This is a genomic window from Clostridium sp. 7_2_43FAA, from assembly GCF_000158375.2.
GTDB classification, from domain to species: domain Bacteria; phylum Bacillota; class Clostridia; order Clostridiales; family Clostridiaceae; genus Clostridium; species Clostridium tertium.
In genome coordinates this window covers 1,605,945-1,623,905 of the sequence record NZ_JH815222.1, presented here as the reverse complement: position 1 = coordinate 1,623,905, position 17,961 = coordinate 1,605,945, and the positions used below count along the sequence as shown (strand labels likewise).

Here is a 17,961-nt window from a genome sequence, read left to right as displayed (position 1 = left end):
GGAAATTTAATATGAGTTCATATAATCTAGAATTACTTTCATTAAAAAGAGAATTACCTATAATAAAAATAAAAGAAGATTTAGCAATTGCAAGCTTTGTAATACTAGGTGATGCAGAGTTAGTTCAAACAGTTGCTCCTGCAATAGCAGAAAAGTTAAAAGATATAGATATAATTGTTACAGCTGAAGCAAAAGGAATTCCTCTAGCTTATGAAATATCTAAAATTTTAGGAATGAAAGAATTTATAGTGGCAAGAAAAAGTATTAAATCTTATATGGATTCACCAATAACTGAAGAAGTGAATTCAATTACTACTAAAAAACAACAGTTTCTATGTTTAGATAAAGTTGATTCAGAAAAGATTAATGGGAAAAAAGTTGCTATAATAGATGATGTAATTTCAACAGGTGAATCTTTAAGAAGTGTTGAAAACTTAGTTGAAAAAGTTGGAGGAATAGTAAAAGCTAAAGCTGCAATTTTAGCTGAAGGAGATGCATCCAATAGAGATGATATTATATTTTTAAAAAGACTTCCACTATTTAAAGTAGATGAAAATGAAAATTTTATAGAAGTGTAAAAGATGTATAGCCAAAAAGTCCACAAGTTAATGGTGGACTTTTCTTATTTTATTGACGCATATTTATGGAAATAACGAAAAAAAGCAGTATTTACATAGATTTAAAAGCCTCCATATAGAACGCTTTTTAGAACTTAAATAAGAATAGCAAATTTATAATTTCAGTAAATATAAAATTTAATATGATAAATTTATTTAAGGTTGAGAATAAGAAAATTTATTCATGTAAATGTTTATATATATAAATAATTACATCCAAATAAAGATAAGCATAGAAAAGTGTACTGTAACTTAATGATAATTTTTGATATTATATAATATATTCCAACTAACATTTGGTAATATGAATGCTAAATATTAGTTGGAATGATAACAATTAAAACAATTAAGTATGAGTCAATAGAATTATGTAAATACTGTACACGAGGTGATATTATGAAAGAAATTTTAGAAAGTGCTAAGCTACTAAAAAACGAAATAATAAGGTTTAGAAGAACAATTCATGAAAATCCCGAAGTTGGTGATCATCTTCCTGAAACTACAAAATTTGTAATGGGAAAACTTAGGGAATTTGGATATGACCCAAAGGAAATATGTGATAGTGGAATTGTTGCTACTATAAAAGGAGAAAAACCTGGCAAAACATTTCTTTTAAGAGCAGATATGGATTCTCTTCCTGTAAGTGAAGAAAGTAGTTGTGAATTTAAATCACATAATGGTAACATGCATGCATGTGGTCATGATCTTCATACTGCCATGCTCCTAGGTGCTGCTAAGCTACTTAAGCAATATGAAGATCAAATAGAGGGAACAATTAAATTAGTTTTTCAACCAGATGAAGAAGGATTTACGGGCGCGAAAAAAATGCTTGATGCTGGAGTTCTAGAAAATCCTAAAGTAGATGCAGCAATGGCAATGCATGTCCATTCTGGAAGCCCATCTAACATGGTTTTATATTCAACAGGACCAAGTATGGCAGGTTGCATAAGATTCAGAATTACTGTAAATGGGGTTGGATGTCATGGAGCTATGCCTGAAACTGGAGTAGATCCTATTAATATTGCAGCTCATGTATATCTATCCCTACAAGAAATTATAAGTAGAGAAATTGCTCCAGCTGAGCCAGCAGTTCTAACTATAGGTAAGTTTTCAGGTGGAGATGCACCTAATATAATACCTGATAAGGTTATAATGGAAGGAACAATACGTAATGTATCAAAAGAAGTAGGAGAATTTATATTCAAGAGACTAAATGAAGTAGCAACTATGACTGCAAAAATGTTTAGAGGTGAAGCTAAAGTAGAAGAATTATCCTCTGTACCTCCATTAAATAATGATAAGGAATTAGCCGATGAAATTGCATCTTATATTAAAGATCTTCTAGGAGAAAAAGCAGTATATTGCTTTGAAGGCGGAAAAGGTATGGGGTCAGAAGATTTTGCATCTTATTCTTATGAGGTACCAAGCATGTACTTTATGTTAGGAGCAGGAACTAAAGAAGAAAACCCTGAGTATGGATATCCTATGCATCATCCAAAGGTTACATTTAACGAAGATATATTAGTTACTGGAGCAGCTATACATACATATAGTGCAATTATGTGGCTAAAGAATAATAAATAAATTATTACTAAATATAATTGTATAAAAATATTTTAAATATTCTCAAGTAATAAAAAGCTATATGGGTTATTAATAACTTATATGGCCTTTTATTGTTTTATCAAGCATAAAAAATTATATAGCTTGTTTAGAATTAGAGATGAGTTATCGGCGATAAAAGTATAAGAGTAAGTTTCATTTTTAAGTGGAATGTATAAGTTCAGATTAATATTTAGTAAGGTTACTAAATAAGCATGCTTATATATACATTTTTTATTTGATATTCTTAGAATAAGTCTTATATAATTATGGTAATAAAAGAAAGGAGTATCAATTTATGATAAAGTGGGGAATTATAGCACCTGGTACAATAGCCAATGCTTTTGCAAAAGAAGTTAATAATACTAAAGAAGGAATTCTTTCTTCTGTTTATGGAAGAAACGAGTATAGAACAAAAGAATTTGCGAAGAAGTATAATATAGAAAAGTACTATACTAATATAGATGACTTTTTAAGTGATGATAATATAGACGCGGTTTATATAGCAACACCTCACAATTACCATATGAATTATGCTAAGAAATGTATAGAAGCTAAAAAACATATACTATGTGAAAAACCATTTTCATATAATTTTAAAACTGGACAAGAAGTTTTAGAGCTTGCAAAAGAAAATAATATATTTATAATGGAGGCACTTTGGACTTTATTTTTACCAGCAGTAAATCAAGCCAAAAAATGGATTAAAGAAGGTAAAATAGGAAAAGTTAAATTAATTACAGCAAACTTTGGATTTAAGAGTGAGTATAATGTAAATTCAAGATTATATAATCCTAATTTAGCTGGAGGAGCATTATTAGATGTTGGTATTTACCCAATTTTATTTTCTAACTATATATCAAATGGTTTTCCAAAAGAAATAAAGGCAAGTGCTGAATATACAAATACTAATGTAGATGAAAGTGATATTATTAATTTAAAGTATGAAGATGGAATATTGGCTTCTTTAACATGCTCAATAGCAGTTGATACAGATAATACAGCAGTTATATATGGAGAAAAAGGAAAAATAGTTATACCAACTTTTTGGATGTCAAAAGAAGCATATTTATATAATGAAGATGCTAATGAAAAGTATATAGATAAATATGAAGAAGCTGGATACAAGTATGAAATTGAAGAAGCAAATAGGTGTATTATAAACAAATCTTTAGAAAGTAATGTGGCATCTCATGATTTTACATTAGGGCTAGCTAAAATTATGGATGAAGTAAGAAATCAAATAGGTTTAGTTTATCCATTTGAATAAATTGCATATAAATTAAGAAGTGGATGTATCAAAACTATAAATTACTAAATGATTTTGATATTTATAAGTAAAGAACACCCAACAAGATGTAATTTCTTATTGGGTGCCTTTATCATGTACTATCCTTTTTTTATATAAAATATTATATTATTCTATAACTATGTATTAAGAAATAGCATATGATTAATATTCTAAAGTATCTTATTTATTTAGATTTTGAGCAAATTGTTGCATAATCGCTTTAACTTCTTCAACCTTTTCTGGCTTTAATAAAGCAATCATTTTAGGGATAAACTCTATAATATATTCATGTGAAAAAGTACCTTCCGATTGTTTTTTAAAGCTTTCAGCAAGTAAGGATTTTGCTTCATCAACTTTACCTTCTTGAACTCTTTCTAAAATAAAACCTAAAAATTTTTCTTGGCCTTGATGCATAACTTTTTCCTCCTATTTGTAAATTGTATTTAGTTTTATTAGTAAAACAACGTTTTAATTATTTAAGATAAAAACTTGCATAGTAAATTACAATTTTTATGTCTATTTGAAAATACTATTCAAATGCAATAATAGCAATAATAGTCCATGTTTTATATAAATGATACTATAACAATGAGATTATATTATATGTTTTGATTTAATGTCAAACAGTATATATAAATATAATAATCAATAGGTAATTTAGATTTTGAAATATGGACGAGTAACAATGAAGAATATTTATAATAAGTAATATTAGATAGCAATATTACTTTTAATTTATTATGTTGTCAATTATTAAGCTATTTAAAGTGAATTTTGTAGTTACTTAATTTATAAATAAAGTAACTACATCCTCTTATAATAGATACAGTTTGACTTTTTACTTACCATAAGAAGAATGTCTCTTGAAAACCAAAATTCTTAGATTCAATATAAAGTTTTGAAAGAATAATGACAATATATACTTTCTTTAATATAGTTAGTCTACTTTTTTCTAAAGGACGAACTAAATTAATATTAAAAATCAACATTATAAGCATAAAATTTTTTTTTTATCAAAAACTAAAAGAAAACAAAGGAGAATACAAATGATGATAAAAAAAATATTTTTAGCACTAATAATAATTATATCATTAAATAACAGTATTAGTGCAAGTGCAACATCTAGTTATGCTGAACCTGTACCAACTGTTTCAAAAACCTATACAGAGGGTTTTTATAAATTTGATAATACAACTAATGTTAATATAGGTGTAACACTACTCACTAACGTTCCTACTAAAATGATGATTCTTGATGAAGAAATGAATATTGAATTTATTAGCGCAATACCATATAACACTAAATTTTATCTAAATTATATTGAACCAAAAAGAATAATAGCAATAGTTGGTGATGGTGAAGTAGCATTATCGTTTGAATAAATTAGATAGACTATAAAAATACTGTATTATTAAGAAATTAATATGCAGTATTTTTTATTTCTCAATAAAATCAAATGATTTACCAAGGCACTAAACTAAGTTATAATTATATACAATAATTGTAAATTGATTTATATTAGTGTAATTGATTAGCCAAAAAATTAGCTCAAAAAATTAGCTATAGAGAATTTAGTGAGGAGATAAAAATGGTTTTACTAATGTAAGATAAAAGAAGATCAAGACTTTTACATGAATTATCTAATTTAAATTTGAAAATAAAAAATGTAGTTACTTTATTTATAAATAAGGTAACTACATTTTTTATAATATGTATAGTTTGAATTTTTACTTATATAAGAAGAATCTTATGGTGAGTAAATGAGATTGCTTCAAATAAAAGATTAATTGATTATTTAGGGCTTATTTAAAACATATTAAATAAATTAATCCTGTAGTCATTTATCATAGTAGTTATTTAGATAGTAAACAACATGAGGATTTGCTTATTATAGAATGGAGAGTTTAATATGCATTTTATGAGTTTAATATTATGTTAATAAATGTAATTTATGCTATAATTGGCATAAAGAGTGTTATTAAAGGGGGAGGATTATGACTAAGATTTCTTTGTTTTTTGGAGCTGGTGCGGAATGTTCATATGGGCTACCGTCAGGTGGAAAGTTTGCACTTGATATTTTTAGAATGAATACTAGTGATGATAAGATAAATTTAAAAGAACAATTAAATAATGTTGATAAGCAATCAAATTATGCAAGGTGGTTACCGGAAGGCTTTGATAATAAAAAACTAACTGCTTTTACAAAGACACAATATGAATCAATAGTAAAAGGTAGTTTAGAAAACAAAAGAAACAATATTTTAGATTACTTAAATAACTTTGATGAAAAGGTTAACTTAATATCACAAAAGTTATATGATAATGGACTTGATATTGATAAAGTATTTTTAGATATAACGGTTTTAGAATTAGGATCCTACAATTATTCTCATATAATAAAGTTAAATCCGTTACTAGGAGGTAATAACTCACTTTTTGGAAGTAACTATTTTTCAGCATTTTTAAAACTTTTAGAAATAGAAAAAGTAAGTTATCAATTTAAGTTAAATATAAGAAATATAACAAGGGCAATACTTGAATTATTAATAGGATCATTAGGTGAAGATTTAATACATAGGTTAAATGATGGGATTTTTTATGATAGTCCAGAAAGCATAGATTTATTTGATGATCTTGGAGCAATATTTACATTAGATTATACAAACACAGGTATGAAGGGCTTAGAACTATTAATAGAAAATGAGGACTTAGATATTAAAGAACACTACAATAATGAAGAGAAAATAACTAAATTTGGATTGCAGATATTAGAAGATATATATTCAAGATCATTAGATTATCAAACATTAATTGATTCTAATTGGAGATACATTTATAGTCCCAAAACAGATTGGGGTAAATTCAATAAAATAGTTATATTTTTATATACAGTAAAAAGATATATAGAATCAATAGCTAAAAGTAATACAGAAAAAATTAAAGAAGGTAATGGATACTATCATGATGTTTTATATCTAAAAGAATTTGTACATATAAATGCAATAGGAACAACAAACTATAATTCATTTATAGAAGATATAACTAAGGAAGAGGTGTATTACCTAAATGGATGTATAAATGATTACTATGATCCATATTTAAATAAAATAATATCCTTTGATGAAAACAAGGAGAAAAATCATATAATAGTCCCTTTCTTATTTACCCAAAGTGGTATAAAACCATTAACTTCTGTTAAGATGTCTAAAAGATACGTAGATATGTTTAATAAGTTTAAAGAATCAGATATTATTTGCGTATGCGGATTTGCCTTCAATTGTGATGATGGACATATAAATGGATTATTTAGAGAATTAATAGAAGATTATAATAAAACTTTATGCATACTTCATTATGTAGATGGAAGCCACTTCAACTCAAGAACAGTAATAAATGAATATAAAGAAAAGTTGAGACTAGATAATACATCAAACTTAAGAATTGTAGCGGTAGATAGGAGTAGGAATGAAATTGGTAGTGGGGAGAAGTGGTTTGAGGTTGTGGTTAAGTAAGAGAAGATTTAGAATAACTTACGTTGAAGCGTATCATAAATAAGTGAGGATTTTACTAAAATTGTATAATTGATTTAGAGAGGAATTATATATTATTAAAATAATATATAATATTTTTACATGAAGAGGTATCTATAACTACTAGACTTTAATTTTTACAATAACACATACATGAATAATATAATAGTTTAAATCTACAATTATTTTTTGTTTAAATATTGTTAATATTTTGTTAATAATATTTAAATTATTGTTTTTTTAAAGCTAATATTTAGTATAATATTAATTATTTTATACTAAGTCTATATAGTTATGGGAGGTAATATATGAACTTTTTCAGGAGGAATATTGATAAAGAAAAAAATAATACAATTTTAGATAGATTAAACAACTCTATTGTTAATGCAATTAATGAGCGAAGATTTCTAAAAGAAACAAATGACATTAATTCAGATTTAATTAATACACTAAACATTTTACTAAATAAATATTATGATAATGCTTCTGTATTAAAAGTTAATAATATTAATAAAAATATCATACAAGTAGATTCTATAGATACTATGTTAAGAACTGCGTATAATCAGAGCGAAATAATTCAATGTATGGTTTCAAATAGTGAAGAACTAGCATCAACATCTGATACTCTATCAGACACAATACAAAAAATAAGTGAACATTCTAATAATAGTAAAGATAAGGCTCAGGAATTAGTCAGTAGTATACATAATAATAGTAAATTTATCATAAATTCATTCTCTAATGTCAATATAATATATGAAGATATACAATCGCTCGTAAATAAAGTTAGTGAAATAAAAAATATAGTAGATATCATACAAAAAATAGCAGATCAAACTTCCCTTCTTTCATTAAATGCTTCAATTGAAGCCGCAAGAGCTGGAGAAGCTGGAAAAGGATTTAATATTGTTGCTCATGAAATAAAAAAGTTAGCTGAATATACAAAATCATCATTAACAACTATACATAATAATATTCATGATTTAGCAGAAAAGACACAATTAACATTAAAATGTACTAATGATGTTATTTGTGATTTAAAGTTAGCAAAAGATAAAGTGGAAAATATACCTAATGATATAGATATTATAGTTAACAATATTAAAGAAATTGATTGCGAGCTAGAACAAATTACAGCCACATCCCAAGAACAGACTGCAACAACGAATATACTTGCAGAAGAACTAACTAAAATATCAAAATCAGAAATGGAATTGGAAAAAATGTGTAAAGATGTAGGTAGTAAAATTTATGATATAAGTAATTATATAGATAATATTAGAAAGGATTTAATCAATAACTCTAATTTAACTTTAAAAGAAATGATTGAAATATATGAAACTGACCACTTATTATGGATATGGAAAGTATACAATATGATTTTAGGATTAGATACTGTAGATAAAAATATTGCAAAAAACTATAAAGAATGTAGACTTGGTAAATGGTATTATACTGAAAAAAATATTGATATCACAAAAAACGAATATTACAAATCAATAGAACCTATACATATAGAGCTACATACTGAAGCTCAAAAAGCCGTTGAATGTTATAATTCAGGTGATATAAGTAAATGTTATGTACATCTAAATAATATGAAAGAAAAATCTTCAATAATTATAGATATATTAGAAAATTTAAAAAATAGTATAGATTAAAAAATGTATTAAGAAGCTAGTAAGTATAAATTTATCTACCTACTAGCTTTCATATATAAGTACAGAGCACATATTAATGTGATGCTAAAGTTGATGCAGAATATAATTATTATTCTACTAATTTAATTCATTAACAAGATGGTTATAATTAAAATTCTAGAAAAATATAAAGTTATCTAAAATATTTTATATGACTTCAGATTTGTCTATAGTCTTGAACTCTTACTTGTATTAAATATACAGGTAAGAGTTTATTATTTTTAGAAGGATGAGATATATGAAAGTTTTAAATTATTGCTAATAAATAAAAAAGATTAAATTTTTTTAATTTTACTCTCATTTTGCCTTCATGAAAAATAAGAACTCATGTTATATAATTATATTAAATCAAGGAGGCGTTAAAATGAGTAAATATTTAAAAAATATAAAGAAAATAATAAATAATAACAAAAAGAAATTAGTATTAGGAATTTCAGTATTTGTAGTTTCTGTTTTTGCATTAGGTGTAGCAGGAGGTATATTTGTATATAGTAAGGCTAAATCTAATATTAATTATTTAGTTGAGGAAGCCAAGGAAATAGCTCTTAAAGTAGTTCAAGGAGATGTAGTAAGAATTAATAAAAGTATAGAACCAGAGAGTTTAAGTTTTGAATATGAGTTTAAAATAAAGGATTCTAACAATATTCTTAGAGAAGTTACTGTAGATTCAAATTTAGGTGTTATTACAGAACTAGATAATTACTATGATTAAATATTAGAATTACTATATATTTAGTAGTAAATTATAGAGGAGTGAATATAGGTGAAAAACATATTAATTGTTGAGGATGAATCTAGTATTTATGATTTTATTAAGGGAGAATTAGAGTATGAAGTATTGAAGAAGATGGTAGGGCAGGATTAGAAGAAGCTTTAGAAAATGAATATGACCTTGTAATATTAGATGTTATGCTTCCTTCAATGAATGGATTTGAAATATGCAGAAGATTAAAGAGAGGAAAAAACACTCCAGTAATAATGCTTAGTGCAAAGGATAGTGTAATGGATAAAGTGAATGGTCTTCAAATAGGAGCAGATGATTACATACCAAAACCTTTTGCAATAGAAGAGTTACTTGCACGTATTGAAGTTGTTTTTAGAAGACAAGATAATTTAAATGATTCTATAGTTAAATTTAAAGATATTTTAATTAATAGAAGGTCAAGGATTGTTAAAAGAAACAATGAAGAGATTAATTTAACTAATAAAGAGTATGAGTTATTAATGATATTAATAGATAATAAGGATAGAATAGTTACAAGGGAAGAACTACTAGAAAAAATATGGGGATATGGATATGAACCAGAAACTAATGTTACAGACGTATATATTAGATATTTAAGATCAAAGTTAAATAATAAAAATAAAGAAGAATATATTCAAACAATTAGGTCAGTTGGCTATATTATGAGGAGTTAGGAATGAAAACTAGAAAATTACCTATATTCTTAGAAATTATGAAAAGTTCTTTTTACGTAATTATTTTAATTTTGATTACATATACAATTAGTCAGTTGATTACATTTTGGATATTTACGAATGAATATGAAAGAGATTTATTAAAAGATAGATATAAAGAGGTAATTAGCTTATCTAAAAATGTTAATTCAGGAATTTCGGAAAATGCTTTTAATGAATATCTACAAAAGTTATCTAAAGGTGAAAATGATGAATACATTAGAATTTACTCATTAGATAGAATATTTTATGAATCTCAGTCAGAAATATGGGAAGATATTGGGACTAATTATGTAAATCAAGATGTTGAGATAAAATCTAAATTTTTGAATTTTAATCTATACATAGTGCTAATAGCACCACTAGAGATAGATAATTATCAATATACGGTACAAATAATTAGAGAAAGTGATATGCTTAATGAATTTATTGAAAGTTCTTTGCCAACTTTAATATTTACATTAATTTTAGGTTTAGTTTTAAGTGCTATAGGAGCTATGTATGTATCTAAGAAGTTTATAAATAAACTTAGAAGGCTTATAGCAACAATGAATGAAATAAAGGAAAACGGAATTAATAAGAGAGCCGAAATTTCAGAATTTAAAGATGAAGTAGATGAAGTAAATATTGTTTTTAATTCAATGATGGATGAGCTAGAAGAGGCTTTTGATGAACAAAGTAGGTTTGTAGCAGACGCTTCTCATGAGTTTAAAACACCTTTAACGGCACTTCATGGACATTTAAGTATGATTAAAAGATGGGGAAAAAATGATAAAGATCGTTTAGAGAAATCATTAGATATATGCTTAAATGAAGTTGAAAGATATGCTACTATTGTCTAAGGCCGAAAAGGAAGAAGTAGATTTAAATAAACTAGATGAAATTTATCCTAAAATGGTTGTTTATGAAGTAATAGAGCAATACAGAGTTTTAAATCCAAATGTAAAATATATTGTTAATATCGAAGAAAATATAAAAATGAAGATTGCTCCAAATGATTTAAAACAATTGTTAATAATATTTATTGATAATTCTATTAAATATAATGATAAGGAAAATATAGAAATTGAAATATCATTATTAAAAGAGAATAGTAAAATAAGATTAGAAGTTAAGGATAATGGAATTGGAATACCTAAAGATGAAATTAAGAATGTTATGAAAAGATTATATAAGGTTGATAAATATAGAGTAAACAATAATTCTTTTGGGATTGGATTATCTATTGCCAATAAAGTAGTTAATAATTATAAAGCTAATATTAATATACAAAGTGAAATAAATAAGTATACAAAGATAATGATATCTTTTCCAGGTTAATAGGTATAAAGATATTATTAAGAAGGAGGATAAAATGAAAAAATTATTACCAATAATTATGATTAGTATTGCTATGAGTATATCAGGTTGTAATAATAAAGATATAAATGATAATATAAATAAATCTGATACTAGAAAAGTTACATTAGAACAAGCAAAAGAAATAGCCTTAAAACATGCAAACTTAATAAATGATCAAGTTTCTTTTATTAGGGCAGAAACTGATTTAGATAATGGTATAGAAAAATACGATATAGAATTTTATCATGAGAATATAGAATATGATTATGAAATAAATGTAGCTAATGGAGAAATTATAGAATATGATCATGATGTAGAGAATTATAATATTAATAATAAACAAACACCAATTAGAAATATAGGGGGAGCAACTGAAGAACAAGGTAAGATAATTTCAGTAGATCAAGCAAAAGAAATAGCCTTAAAACATGCGAATTTAACAAGTGATCAAGTTACTTTCGGAAAAAGTGAACTGGATTTTGATGATGGAATTCAAAAATATTATATAGAATTTTATTATAATAATAGGGAGCATAGTTTCGAAATAGATGCTAATACTGGAAAAGTATTAGCAAATGAAAAAGATTAAACTTATAAAATAGTAAAAATTAATATATAAATAGAACAATCTATTATTTTGCAAACTAAAGTTTTCAGTGGAAATTGAGTAATATGGTAATAATTATATATATTATTATTTTAGAAAGTATAAACTCTTACAAATAATAAAAAAGAAATAGACCTAAAGGAGTTACAACAGGAAGTGAATTATATTCAGTTTACATTGATAAAGGACTTCAATAAAGTTGTAGATCTATGCAATGGCACAGGATATGATAAGGAAACTACAAGTAGAGATCAATAGAAGAAGTTGCTACATATGATAATATCAGAAATAACTATAAATGAAGCAAGAGAGATTGACTCAATAAAATTGAAAATAAATGATAGTTTAGTAGACTATATAAGAAAAGAAGAAGGAGTATCTATAGAAGGTACTCCTTCTTCTTTTATGTTACGAAACATTGGAATAAATATATTAAATTTAGATATTGCAATATAAATATAATTGGTATAATTATGTTATAGGATTAAGACTAAGTAAATATAGGGAGAGAGTATATGTCAATACCCACGTATGAAAGAATAATGCTTCCACTATTAGAGGTGTTAAAAGATAATAAAACTTATACTAATAATGAATGTATTGATATATTAGCAAAGAAATTGAATATTACAGAAGAAGAGAAGAGAACCATAATGAAAATAATGGAGTATCATTAAATGAGAAAACGCCATAAGAAGAAATTGCAAATGATTTTGAAAAGTTAAAAACCTCCTTAGCAGATGAAATATTAGAGAAAATTAACTAATGTTCATTTGAGCTCTTTGAGAAATTAGTAGTAGAACTATTAGTAAAAATGGGGTATGGAGGTTCAAGAGAAGAAGCAGGAAGATCAACTAAGAAAACAGGTGATGAGGGGATAGAAGGAATAATTAATGAAGATAGACTTGGACTAGATAGTATATATATTCAAGCTAAGAGGTGGAAAGATACAGTAGTAGGCAGACCAGAAATTAATGTGAAATACTATATGAATTTAAAAAAATAGATACAGATTATTTTAGGGAAGAGTAATATTAAATTTTTAATTAGATAATTTATTAAGTAAATAAAGGGAGGATAAATATGAGAAATACTAATAGTAGCTTAAAATGGTTACATAAAAAAACAAATATTTTCCTTGATGAAAGAATTGAAGATACTAATCATCCTATTAGAGGTATTTATGGGATTTTCATAAAAGATGAAAATAAAAAAGATAAAAATGAAAGATGTGTATATGTAGGTCGCTCAAAGAGTATATATGGAAGGATGTTTGAGTCTAATAAAGGACATGTAGCTATGATGAGGGAAAAGAAACATTTTATTCCGGAATTAAATGAGGCAAGTGATGATGAAAATATAAAAGTATTTATAAAAATATTAGAAGAGGTTCGTTTGGAATTTGATAATTATTATAAAGATATGCAACGTTTAGCATCAGCAGAAATTTATTATATCAATAAATATCAAAGTATAAATCAGTGCTTAAACCAAGTTCCAGAAGGTACAAATACGACTAAAGAAGATTGGGAAAGCATGAAATATAAAAATTATAATCAATAAATTTTCAGTTTGTTTAATATAAAAAACCGCACCTACTACCGATACGGAGAACTATACCATAAAGAACATTTTATTTTAAAATAATGAGTCATTATGATATTGGCTCATTTTTATTTATGAAATAAGAATGAGGTTTTATGCACTATATTGAGATGATAAAATTTATATAGAAAAGAGACAGGAGAAACTGTTTATGACAAGAGATATTTTTAATGCATAGCAGAGGCTATCGCATTATTATAAAAATGGAATGAAATAGCCTTTGCAAATCCTAAAAGTTGAATTACTAGTAGGAGCAAAACGAACTATAAAAAATACCAATGGGAAATAGTTCCTGAGAATTTACCAATAGTAAAAAGAAATTGTTATAAACGTAATAAAAAATCACATTATATAATTTAGAGTAATAGATAACTTTCTACTGATTCTGGAAACTATCATAAATAAGTGAGAAAAGTAGTCTTAATCAAGAAAAATTAATGGTTAAGACTATTTTTATAATTAAAAACACCGTTATGTAGGCTAAAAAGATAAATTAATTAATAGATTTTAATTGGAAAAATTAATTCAATATTATATGAGATACCTGTTATAAAATAATTATCATATTCACTTTTGGTATAATAATTATAGGACAAATGAAAGCTTAAAAAGTCGGGATATCAATCTTTAATGATGATAAGATTAGATTAACGAATTGAAAGGGGTTAAAATTATGGAATGGATTGAAAGTATTAGAGAAGCTATTTCTTATATTGAAGAAAATATTACAGAGGATTTATCTATTAAAGAAATTGCAGATAAGGTAAATATTTCGCCTTTCTATTTTCAAAAGGGATTTGGAATGTTATGTGGCTATTCTGTAAGTGAATACATTAAGAGAAGAAGACTTGCACTTGCCGGCAGTGAAGTCTTATCTAGTAATGAAAAAATAATAGATATTGCAATAAAGTATGGATATGATTCTCCAGATAGCTTTACTAAAGCTTTTACACGATTTCATGGGGTTACACCATCTGCAGTTCGTAAAGAGGGTGCTATGATAAAGTTATTTGTTGCCCTTAAAATTAAATTTTCATTGGAAGGTGGATATATCATGGAGTATAAAATAGTTGAGAAGGATTCATTTAAGGTTATAGGAGCATCTAAGAAATTTAAATATGATACAGCATTTACAGAAGTACCTTTATTCTGGAATGAGCATATTTCACAAGGAAAGCTAAAGGATATATGCGGAATGTATGGTATTAACATTGATGAGGAAATGAGCGGTAATGAATTTGAGTACCTTATTGCAGAGGATTATTCTAAAGAGAAGGAAGGCTTGGAAGGGTATATAGTTAAAACAATTCCTAAGTTTACTTGGGCTATTTTCCCTTGTTATGGACAAGGAAAAACATCAATTCAAGAAACTAATAAGAAAATATTTTCAGAGTGGTTACCAAACTGTAGAGATTATGAGATTGCTGCAGGTTATAATGTAGAAATGTATAGTGATCCAAGTGAGTATGAAAAAGGGATTTCAGATGAAAATTACTATTGTGAAGTTTGGATTCCAGTAAAGAGAAAATAGTGTAATGGAATAATATACCATACAAATATAGGCGAAATTATTATGACCAATAGAATTGATATTAACTTTGATTACAATGAAGAAATTAAAAAATGTAAAACTTGAGCCACAGATCATAAAAAAATATGAAACTGTATGTACCAAATTAGATAAAAAAATATTACTGGAAATAAAAATTTCCAGTAATATAAAAAACAATAAAAATAAAAACTACACAAAATTATCTAGTCGCTCTTAAATTTACAAATAAAGCTATGGAAATAATATTTAAATACTATTTCCATAGATCTAATATAATAAAACTACTTAGTGGCAATTAAAGAAATTAATTTATTTGAGTTATTTAATTCTTTAATGTTTTTAAATCCTGACGAGTCCAAGTCTTCTAATATACTTTCCTTTGTTACAAAGTGTTTATGAACTCCCTCTTTCCAATCACAAATTAAAAGCTTACCATCATTTTTTAAAACTCTTTTTGCATCTTTTAATAAACTTACAGGATCTTTTAGTTCATGATGAACTGTGATCATAAAAACTAAGTCAGCAGTATTTTCAGCTAAAGGTATTTCATTTTCACTCATTATTGCTATGGATAGCCTTCCAGTTGAGGCATCCTTTCTATTTTCCTTTACCCATTTAATCATATCTTCAGAAATATCAAATCCTAATCCCTTAGAATTTGGTAATTTACTTAAAAAGGCTTCAGAAAATATACCAGTACCTATACCAATATCTACAATTGTACTATCTTTAGGTAATTGTAATTCTTCTATAATTTTATCTAAATCAATTAAACTTAATCTTTCAGGATTATTTAGTTTATTTAATTTTTTTATATCAAATTTATGATTATTCATTTATATTCTCCTTTACTAAATGAAATGCTATAGTTTATTTTTAGTAAAATAAATACATGCTTATTATATAAATTATAATAACTTAATTTAATATATATTTCAGTGACTAAGTTACATATAAAAATTTATTTTTACCTTAATATTAGATATAACAAATACTTTTATAATAAGGAGATTTTTAATTATGGGAAAATATATTATTGCTTCAATTATTGGTGCTTTATTAGGATATATATACTATAAAAAAATTGGATGTGCCAGTGGAACATGTCCAATAACTTCTAATAAATATGTATCTATTATATATGGTGCTCTTTTAGCAAATCTATTTGTTTCTTAAAAGTCTAAAAATAATTAGCATTTTATAATCTAAGATAGGCAAAGAAAGAATAAAAAACCTTAGGGGCGTTGTTCACATTTATGTGATTGACCAATCTACAGTTTATTCATCTTCTTTTATATTGGTGTTAGTTATAAGCCTATAGATACTTTAAGCTGAACTAACTAAATATTTGTTAGTAAAAAGAAAATATATATAATTACAGGATGATATTTATTAAAAAGCAATAATTATCCTGTAGGTTCAATTCAAAAATTGTAATATCTAAAATGGATATGAATTAATGAATATGATATAAATAAAAAAATTTAGTTAAGGAGAAATTATAAATGGAACGTTTAAGAAATAAAGTGGCAATTATTACTGGTGGAGCAAGAGGTATGGGAGCATCTCATGTACGTTTATTTGCAAGTGAAGGTGCAAAAGTTGTCTTTACTGACTTAAATGAAGAACAAGGTAGAATACTAGAGAAAGAAATAGGTGGTAATGTAAAATTTATAAAACAAGATGTTACAGATGCCGCTAGTTGGGAAAAGGTTGTAGAGGATACTGAAAAAATATTTGGACAAGTTAATATTTTAGTGAATAATGCTGGTATAAGTATAAATAAACCTTTATTAGAAATTACTGAAGATGAATATAGAAAAATTGTAGATATAAATCAAGTATCTGTTTTTCTTGGGACTAAGGCAGTAGCGGCTTCTATGAAGAAATCAGGAAATGGTTCAATAGTAAATATTTCATCTATGAATGGATTAGTAGGTGGGGCAATTGGTTATACAGATACAAAATTTGCAGTCCGTGGAATGACAAAGGCAGCAGCAATTCAATTGTCACCACTTGGAATTAGAGTAAATTCAGTACATCCAGGTGTAATAGAAACACCGATGGTTACTGAAGGAGATTCATATGAGGTGATTAAGAAACTTTCTAAACAAATTCCTATTAGAAGAATGGCTAAATCTGAAGAAGTTTCAAACCTAGTACTTTATCTTGCTTCAGATGAATCAAGTTATTCAACAGGATCAGAATTTGTTATCGATGGTGGATTAACTGCAATGTAGATTAAGAGTATGTTATAAAAATAGTAACTGCGAATTTATAGTCGGCGCTACATTTTTTATATTTTATATATTAATGTAATTGATAAACATTTTAAATAAATGAAAAAGTAGTATTAGGAATGATATGCTCCCATTATAGTAGACAGTTAAAATAATAAAACTGTTCTATAATGGGAGGATTTTTTTATGTCAAGAAAATCAAAAGTATCAACCGAGATAAAAGTCCAAGCTGTTGAAGATTATTTAAGAGGTATAAAAAGTTTATCTGAAATAAGTAATGAACTAAATATCTACAAAAGTGCTATTTCAGCTTGGGTCCGTAAATATAAAACCTTTGGGAAAGAAGGTTTATTAAACAAAGGATATAATACATCCTATTCTGCTCAACTTAAAACTCAAGCCGTTATTGATTATC

General features: G+C 25.9%; 22 protein-coding genes. 20 read left to right on the top strand and 2 right to left on the bottom strand.

The window, feature by feature from the left end:
• The first annotated feature begins 11 nt into the window (after nucleotides 1-11).
• The 3 genes from CSBG_RS09155 (at nucleotide 12) to CSBG_RS09145 (ending at nucleotide 3,489) form a co-directional block, all read left to right on the top strand.
• Nucleotides 12-578 carry a phosphoribosyltransferase family protein gene (locus CSBG_RS09155; RefSeq protein WP_008678911.1) on the top strand — a complete coding sequence of 189 codons (567 nt, stop codon included), beginning with the start codon at nucleotides 12-14 and terminating at the stop codon, nucleotides 576-578.
• Nucleotides 579-1,013: 435 nt separating this feature from the next.
• A complete protein-coding gene (locus CSBG_RS09150) occupies nucleotides 1,014-2,201 on the top strand; it encodes a M20 family metallopeptidase (protein WP_008678910.1) in 1,188 nt (395 codons plus the stop codon).
• A 316-nt stretch (nucleotides 2,202-2,517) separates the two neighbouring features.
• The gene (locus tag CSBG_RS09145; protein ID WP_008678908.1) at nucleotides 2,518-3,489 is read left to right on the top strand and encodes a Gfo/Idh/MocA family oxidoreductase; all 972 of its coding nucleotides are present in this window, start codon (nucleotides 2,518-2,520) and stop codon (nucleotides 3,487-3,489) included.
• Nucleotides 3,490-3,690: 201 nt separating this feature from the next.
• Here the strand turns inward: CSBG_RS09145 and CSBG_RS09140 are convergent, their stop codons facing one another.
• A complete protein-coding gene (locus tag CSBG_RS09140; RefSeq protein WP_008678906.1) occupies nucleotides 3,691-3,924 on the bottom strand; it encodes a hypothetical protein in 234 nt (77 codons plus the stop codon).
• A 632-nt stretch (nucleotides 3,925-4,556) separates the two neighbouring features.
• Here CSBG_RS09140 and CSBG_RS09135 point away from each other — a divergent pair.
• From CSBG_RS09135 to CSBG_RS18660, 14 genes are all read left to right on the top strand, one after another.
• Nucleotides 4,557-4,892: a hypothetical protein gene (locus tag CSBG_RS09135; protein ID WP_008678904.1), complete on the top strand. Its 336-nt coding sequence runs from the start codon at nucleotides 4,557-4,559 to the stop codon at nucleotides 4,890-4,892.
• A 612-nt stretch (nucleotides 4,893-5,504) separates the two neighbouring features.
• The gene (locus CSBG_RS09130; protein WP_008678902.1) at nucleotides 5,505-7,022 is read left to right on the top strand and encodes a hypothetical protein; all 1,518 of its coding nucleotides are present in this window, start codon (nucleotides 5,505-5,507) and stop codon (nucleotides 7,020-7,022) included.
• A 326-nt stretch (nucleotides 7,023-7,348) separates the two neighbouring features.
• Entirely contained in the window at nucleotides 7,349-8,704 is a 1,356-nt protein-coding gene (locus CSBG_RS09125; protein ID WP_008678900.1) for a methyl-accepting chemotaxis protein, read from the top strand.
• Between the two features lie 403 nt (nucleotides 8,705-9,107).
• Nucleotides 9,108-9,455 (top strand): PepSY domain-containing protein, encoded by a 348-nt coding sequence (locus tag CSBG_RS09120; RefSeq protein ID WP_008678899.1) that lies wholly within the window; start codon nucleotides 9,108-9,110, stop codon nucleotides 9,453-9,455.
• Between the two features lie 125 nt (nucleotides 9,456-9,580).
• Nucleotides 9,581-10,162 carry a response regulator transcription factor gene (locus CSBG_RS09115; protein ID WP_338079935.1) on the top strand — a complete coding sequence of 194 codons (582 nt, stop codon included), beginning with the start codon at nucleotides 9,581-9,583 and terminating at the stop codon, nucleotides 10,160-10,162.
• A 2-nt stretch (nucleotides 10,163-10,164) separates the two neighbouring features.
• The gene (locus CSBG_RS17720; protein ID WP_008678898.1) at nucleotides 10,165-11,043 is read left to right on the top strand and encodes a histidine kinase dimerization/phospho-acceptor domain-containing protein; all 879 of its coding nucleotides are present in this window, start codon (nucleotides 10,165-10,167) and stop codon (nucleotides 11,041-11,043) included.
• On the top strand, nucleotides 11,012-11,521 hold the full coding sequence (locus CSBG_RS17715; protein WP_008678896.1) for an ATP-binding protein: 510 nt from the start codon (nucleotides 11,012-11,014) through the stop codon (nucleotides 11,519-11,521). Before CSBG_RS17720 ends, CSBG_RS17715 begins: the two co-directional genes overlap by 32 nt.
• Nucleotides 11,522-11,555: 34 nt before the next feature.
• Entirely contained in the window at nucleotides 11,556-12,131 is a 576-nt protein-coding gene (locus CSBG_RS09105; RefSeq protein WP_008678894.1) for a PepSY domain-containing protein, read from the top strand.
• Between the two features lie 291 nt (nucleotides 12,132-12,422).
• A complete protein-coding gene (locus tag CSBG_RS09100; protein WP_008678892.1) occupies nucleotides 12,423-12,605 on the top strand; it encodes a hypothetical protein in 183 nt (60 codons plus the stop codon).
• Nucleotides 12,606-12,664: 59 nt separating this feature from the next.
• A complete protein-coding gene (locus tag CSBG_RS18270) occupies nucleotides 12,665-12,826 on the top strand; it encodes a winged helix-turn-helix domain-containing protein (RefSeq protein ID WP_008678890.1) in 162 nt (53 codons plus the stop codon).
• A gap of 137 nt (nucleotides 12,827-12,963) precedes the next feature.
• Nucleotides 12,964-13,155, top strand: a complete 192-nt coding sequence (locus CSBG_RS18545; RefSeq protein ID WP_008678888.1) for a restriction endonuclease — start codon at nucleotides 12,964-12,966, stop codon at nucleotides 13,153-13,155.
• A gap of 77 nt (nucleotides 13,156-13,232) precedes the next feature.
• Nucleotides 13,233-13,712 (top strand): hypothetical protein, encoded by a 480-nt coding sequence (locus CSBG_RS09090; RefSeq protein ID WP_008678887.1) that lies wholly within the window; start codon nucleotides 13,233-13,235, stop codon nucleotides 13,710-13,712.
• Between the two features lie 715 nt (nucleotides 13,713-14,427).
• Nucleotides 14,428-15,285 carry an AraC family transcriptional regulator gene (locus CSBG_RS09085; RefSeq protein WP_008678885.1) on the top strand — a complete coding sequence of 286 codons (858 nt, stop codon included), beginning with the start codon at nucleotides 14,428-14,430 and terminating at the stop codon, nucleotides 15,283-15,285.
• 76 nt (nucleotides 15,286-15,361) lie between these two features.
• Nucleotides 15,362-15,523, top strand: a complete 162-nt coding sequence (locus tag CSBG_RS18660) for a hypothetical protein (RefSeq protein ID WP_207635934.1) — start codon at nucleotides 15,362-15,364, stop codon at nucleotides 15,521-15,523.
• A gap of 64 nt (nucleotides 15,524-15,587) precedes the next feature.
• On the opposite strand, the gene CSBG_RS09080 is transcribed toward CSBG_RS18660, so the two are convergent.
• A complete protein-coding gene (locus CSBG_RS09080) occupies nucleotides 15,588-16,142 on the bottom strand; it encodes a class I SAM-dependent methyltransferase (protein ID WP_008678883.1) in 555 nt (184 codons plus the stop codon).
• Between the two features lie 184 nt (nucleotides 16,143-16,326).
• Here CSBG_RS09080 and CSBG_RS18265 point away from each other — a divergent pair, with 184 nt between their 5' ends.
• The 3 genes from CSBG_RS18265 to CSBG_RS18540 all read left to right on the top strand — a co-directional run.
• A complete protein-coding gene (locus CSBG_RS18265; RefSeq protein ID WP_008678881.1) occupies nucleotides 16,327-16,482 on the top strand; it encodes a DUF6132 family protein in 156 nt (51 codons plus the stop codon).
• 329 nt (nucleotides 16,483-16,811) lie between these two features.
• Nucleotides 16,812-17,546: a glucose 1-dehydrogenase gene (locus CSBG_RS09075; protein ID WP_008678880.1), complete on the top strand. Its 735-nt coding sequence runs from the start codon at nucleotides 16,812-16,814 to the stop codon at nucleotides 17,544-17,546.
• Nucleotides 17,547-17,732: 186 nt separating this feature from the next.
• Nucleotides 17,733-17,961, top strand: a 229-nt coding sequence (locus CSBG_RS18540; protein ID WP_008678879.1) for a helix-turn-helix domain-containing protein, incomplete at its 3' end; no start/stop codon positions are given.

Coding starts and splice junctions, on each gene's coding strand:
- CSBG_RS09135 (WP_008678904.1), top strand. CDS start 4,557: ATGATGATAAAAAAAATATTTTTAGCACTAATAATAATTATATCATTA.
- CSBG_RS09120 (WP_008678899.1), top strand. CDS start 9,108: ATGAGTAAATATTTAAAAAATATAAAGAAAATAATAAATAATAACAAA.
- CSBG_RS09090 (WP_008678887.1), top strand. CDS start 13,233: ATGAGAAATACTAATAGTAGCTTAAAATGGTTACATAAAAAAACAAAT.
- CSBG_RS18270 (WP_008678890.1), top strand. CDS start 12,665: ATGTCAATACCCACGTATGAAAGAATAATGCTTCCACTATTAGAGGTG.
- CSBG_RS09075 (WP_008678880.1), top strand. CDS start 16,812: ATGGAACGTTTAAGAAATAAAGTGGCAATTATTACTGGTGGAGCAAGA.
- CSBG_RS09155 (WP_008678911.1), top strand. CDS start 12: ATGAGTTCATATAATCTAGAATTACTTTCATTAAAAAGAGAATTACCT.
- CSBG_RS18265 (WP_008678881.1), top strand. CDS start 16,327: ATGGGAAAATATATTATTGCTTCAATTATTGGTGCTTTATTAGGATAT.
- CSBG_RS18545 (WP_008678888.1), top strand. CDS start 12,964: ATGGGGTATGGAGGTTCAAGAGAAGAAGCAGGAAGATCAACTAAGAAA.
- CSBG_RS17720 (WP_008678898.1), top strand. CDS start 10,165: ATGAAAACTAGAAAATTACCTATATTCTTAGAAATTATGAAAAGTTCT.
- CSBG_RS17715 (WP_008678896.1), top strand. CDS start 11,012: ATGAAGTTGAAAGATATGCTACTATTGTCTAAGGCCGAAAAGGAAGAA.
- CSBG_RS09130 (WP_008678902.1), top strand. CDS start 5,505: ATGACTAAGATTTCTTTGTTTTTTGGAGCTGGTGCGGAATGTTCATAT.
- CSBG_RS09140 (WP_008678906.1), bottom strand. CDS start 3,924: ATGCATCAAGGCCAAGAAAAATTTTTAGGTTTTATTTTAGAAAGAGTT.
- CSBG_RS09145 (WP_008678908.1), top strand. CDS start 2,518: ATGATAAAGTGGGGAATTATAGCACCTGGTACAATAGCCAATGCTTTT.
- CSBG_RS18660 (WP_207635934.1), top strand. CDS start 15,362: ATGAAGAAATTAAAAAATGTAAAACTTGAGCCACAGATCATAAAAAAA.
- CSBG_RS09150 (WP_008678910.1), top strand. CDS start 1,014: ATGAAAGAAATTTTAGAAAGTGCTAAGCTACTAAAAAACGAAATAATA.
- CSBG_RS09125 (WP_008678900.1), top strand. CDS start 7,349: ATGAACTTTTTCAGGAGGAATATTGATAAAGAAAAAAATAATACAATT.
- CSBG_RS09080 (WP_008678883.1), bottom strand. CDS start 16,142: ATGAATAATCATAAATTTGATATAAAAAAATTAAATAAACTAAATAAT.
- CSBG_RS09085 (WP_008678885.1), top strand. CDS start 14,428: ATGGAATGGATTGAAAGTATTAGAGAAGCTATTTCTTATATTGAAGAA.
- CSBG_RS09105 (WP_008678894.1), top strand. CDS start 11,556: ATGAAAAAATTATTACCAATAATTATGATTAGTATTGCTATGAGTATA.
- CSBG_RS09100 (WP_008678892.1), top strand. CDS start 12,423: ATGATAATATCAGAAATAACTATAAATGAAGCAAGAGAGATTGACTCA.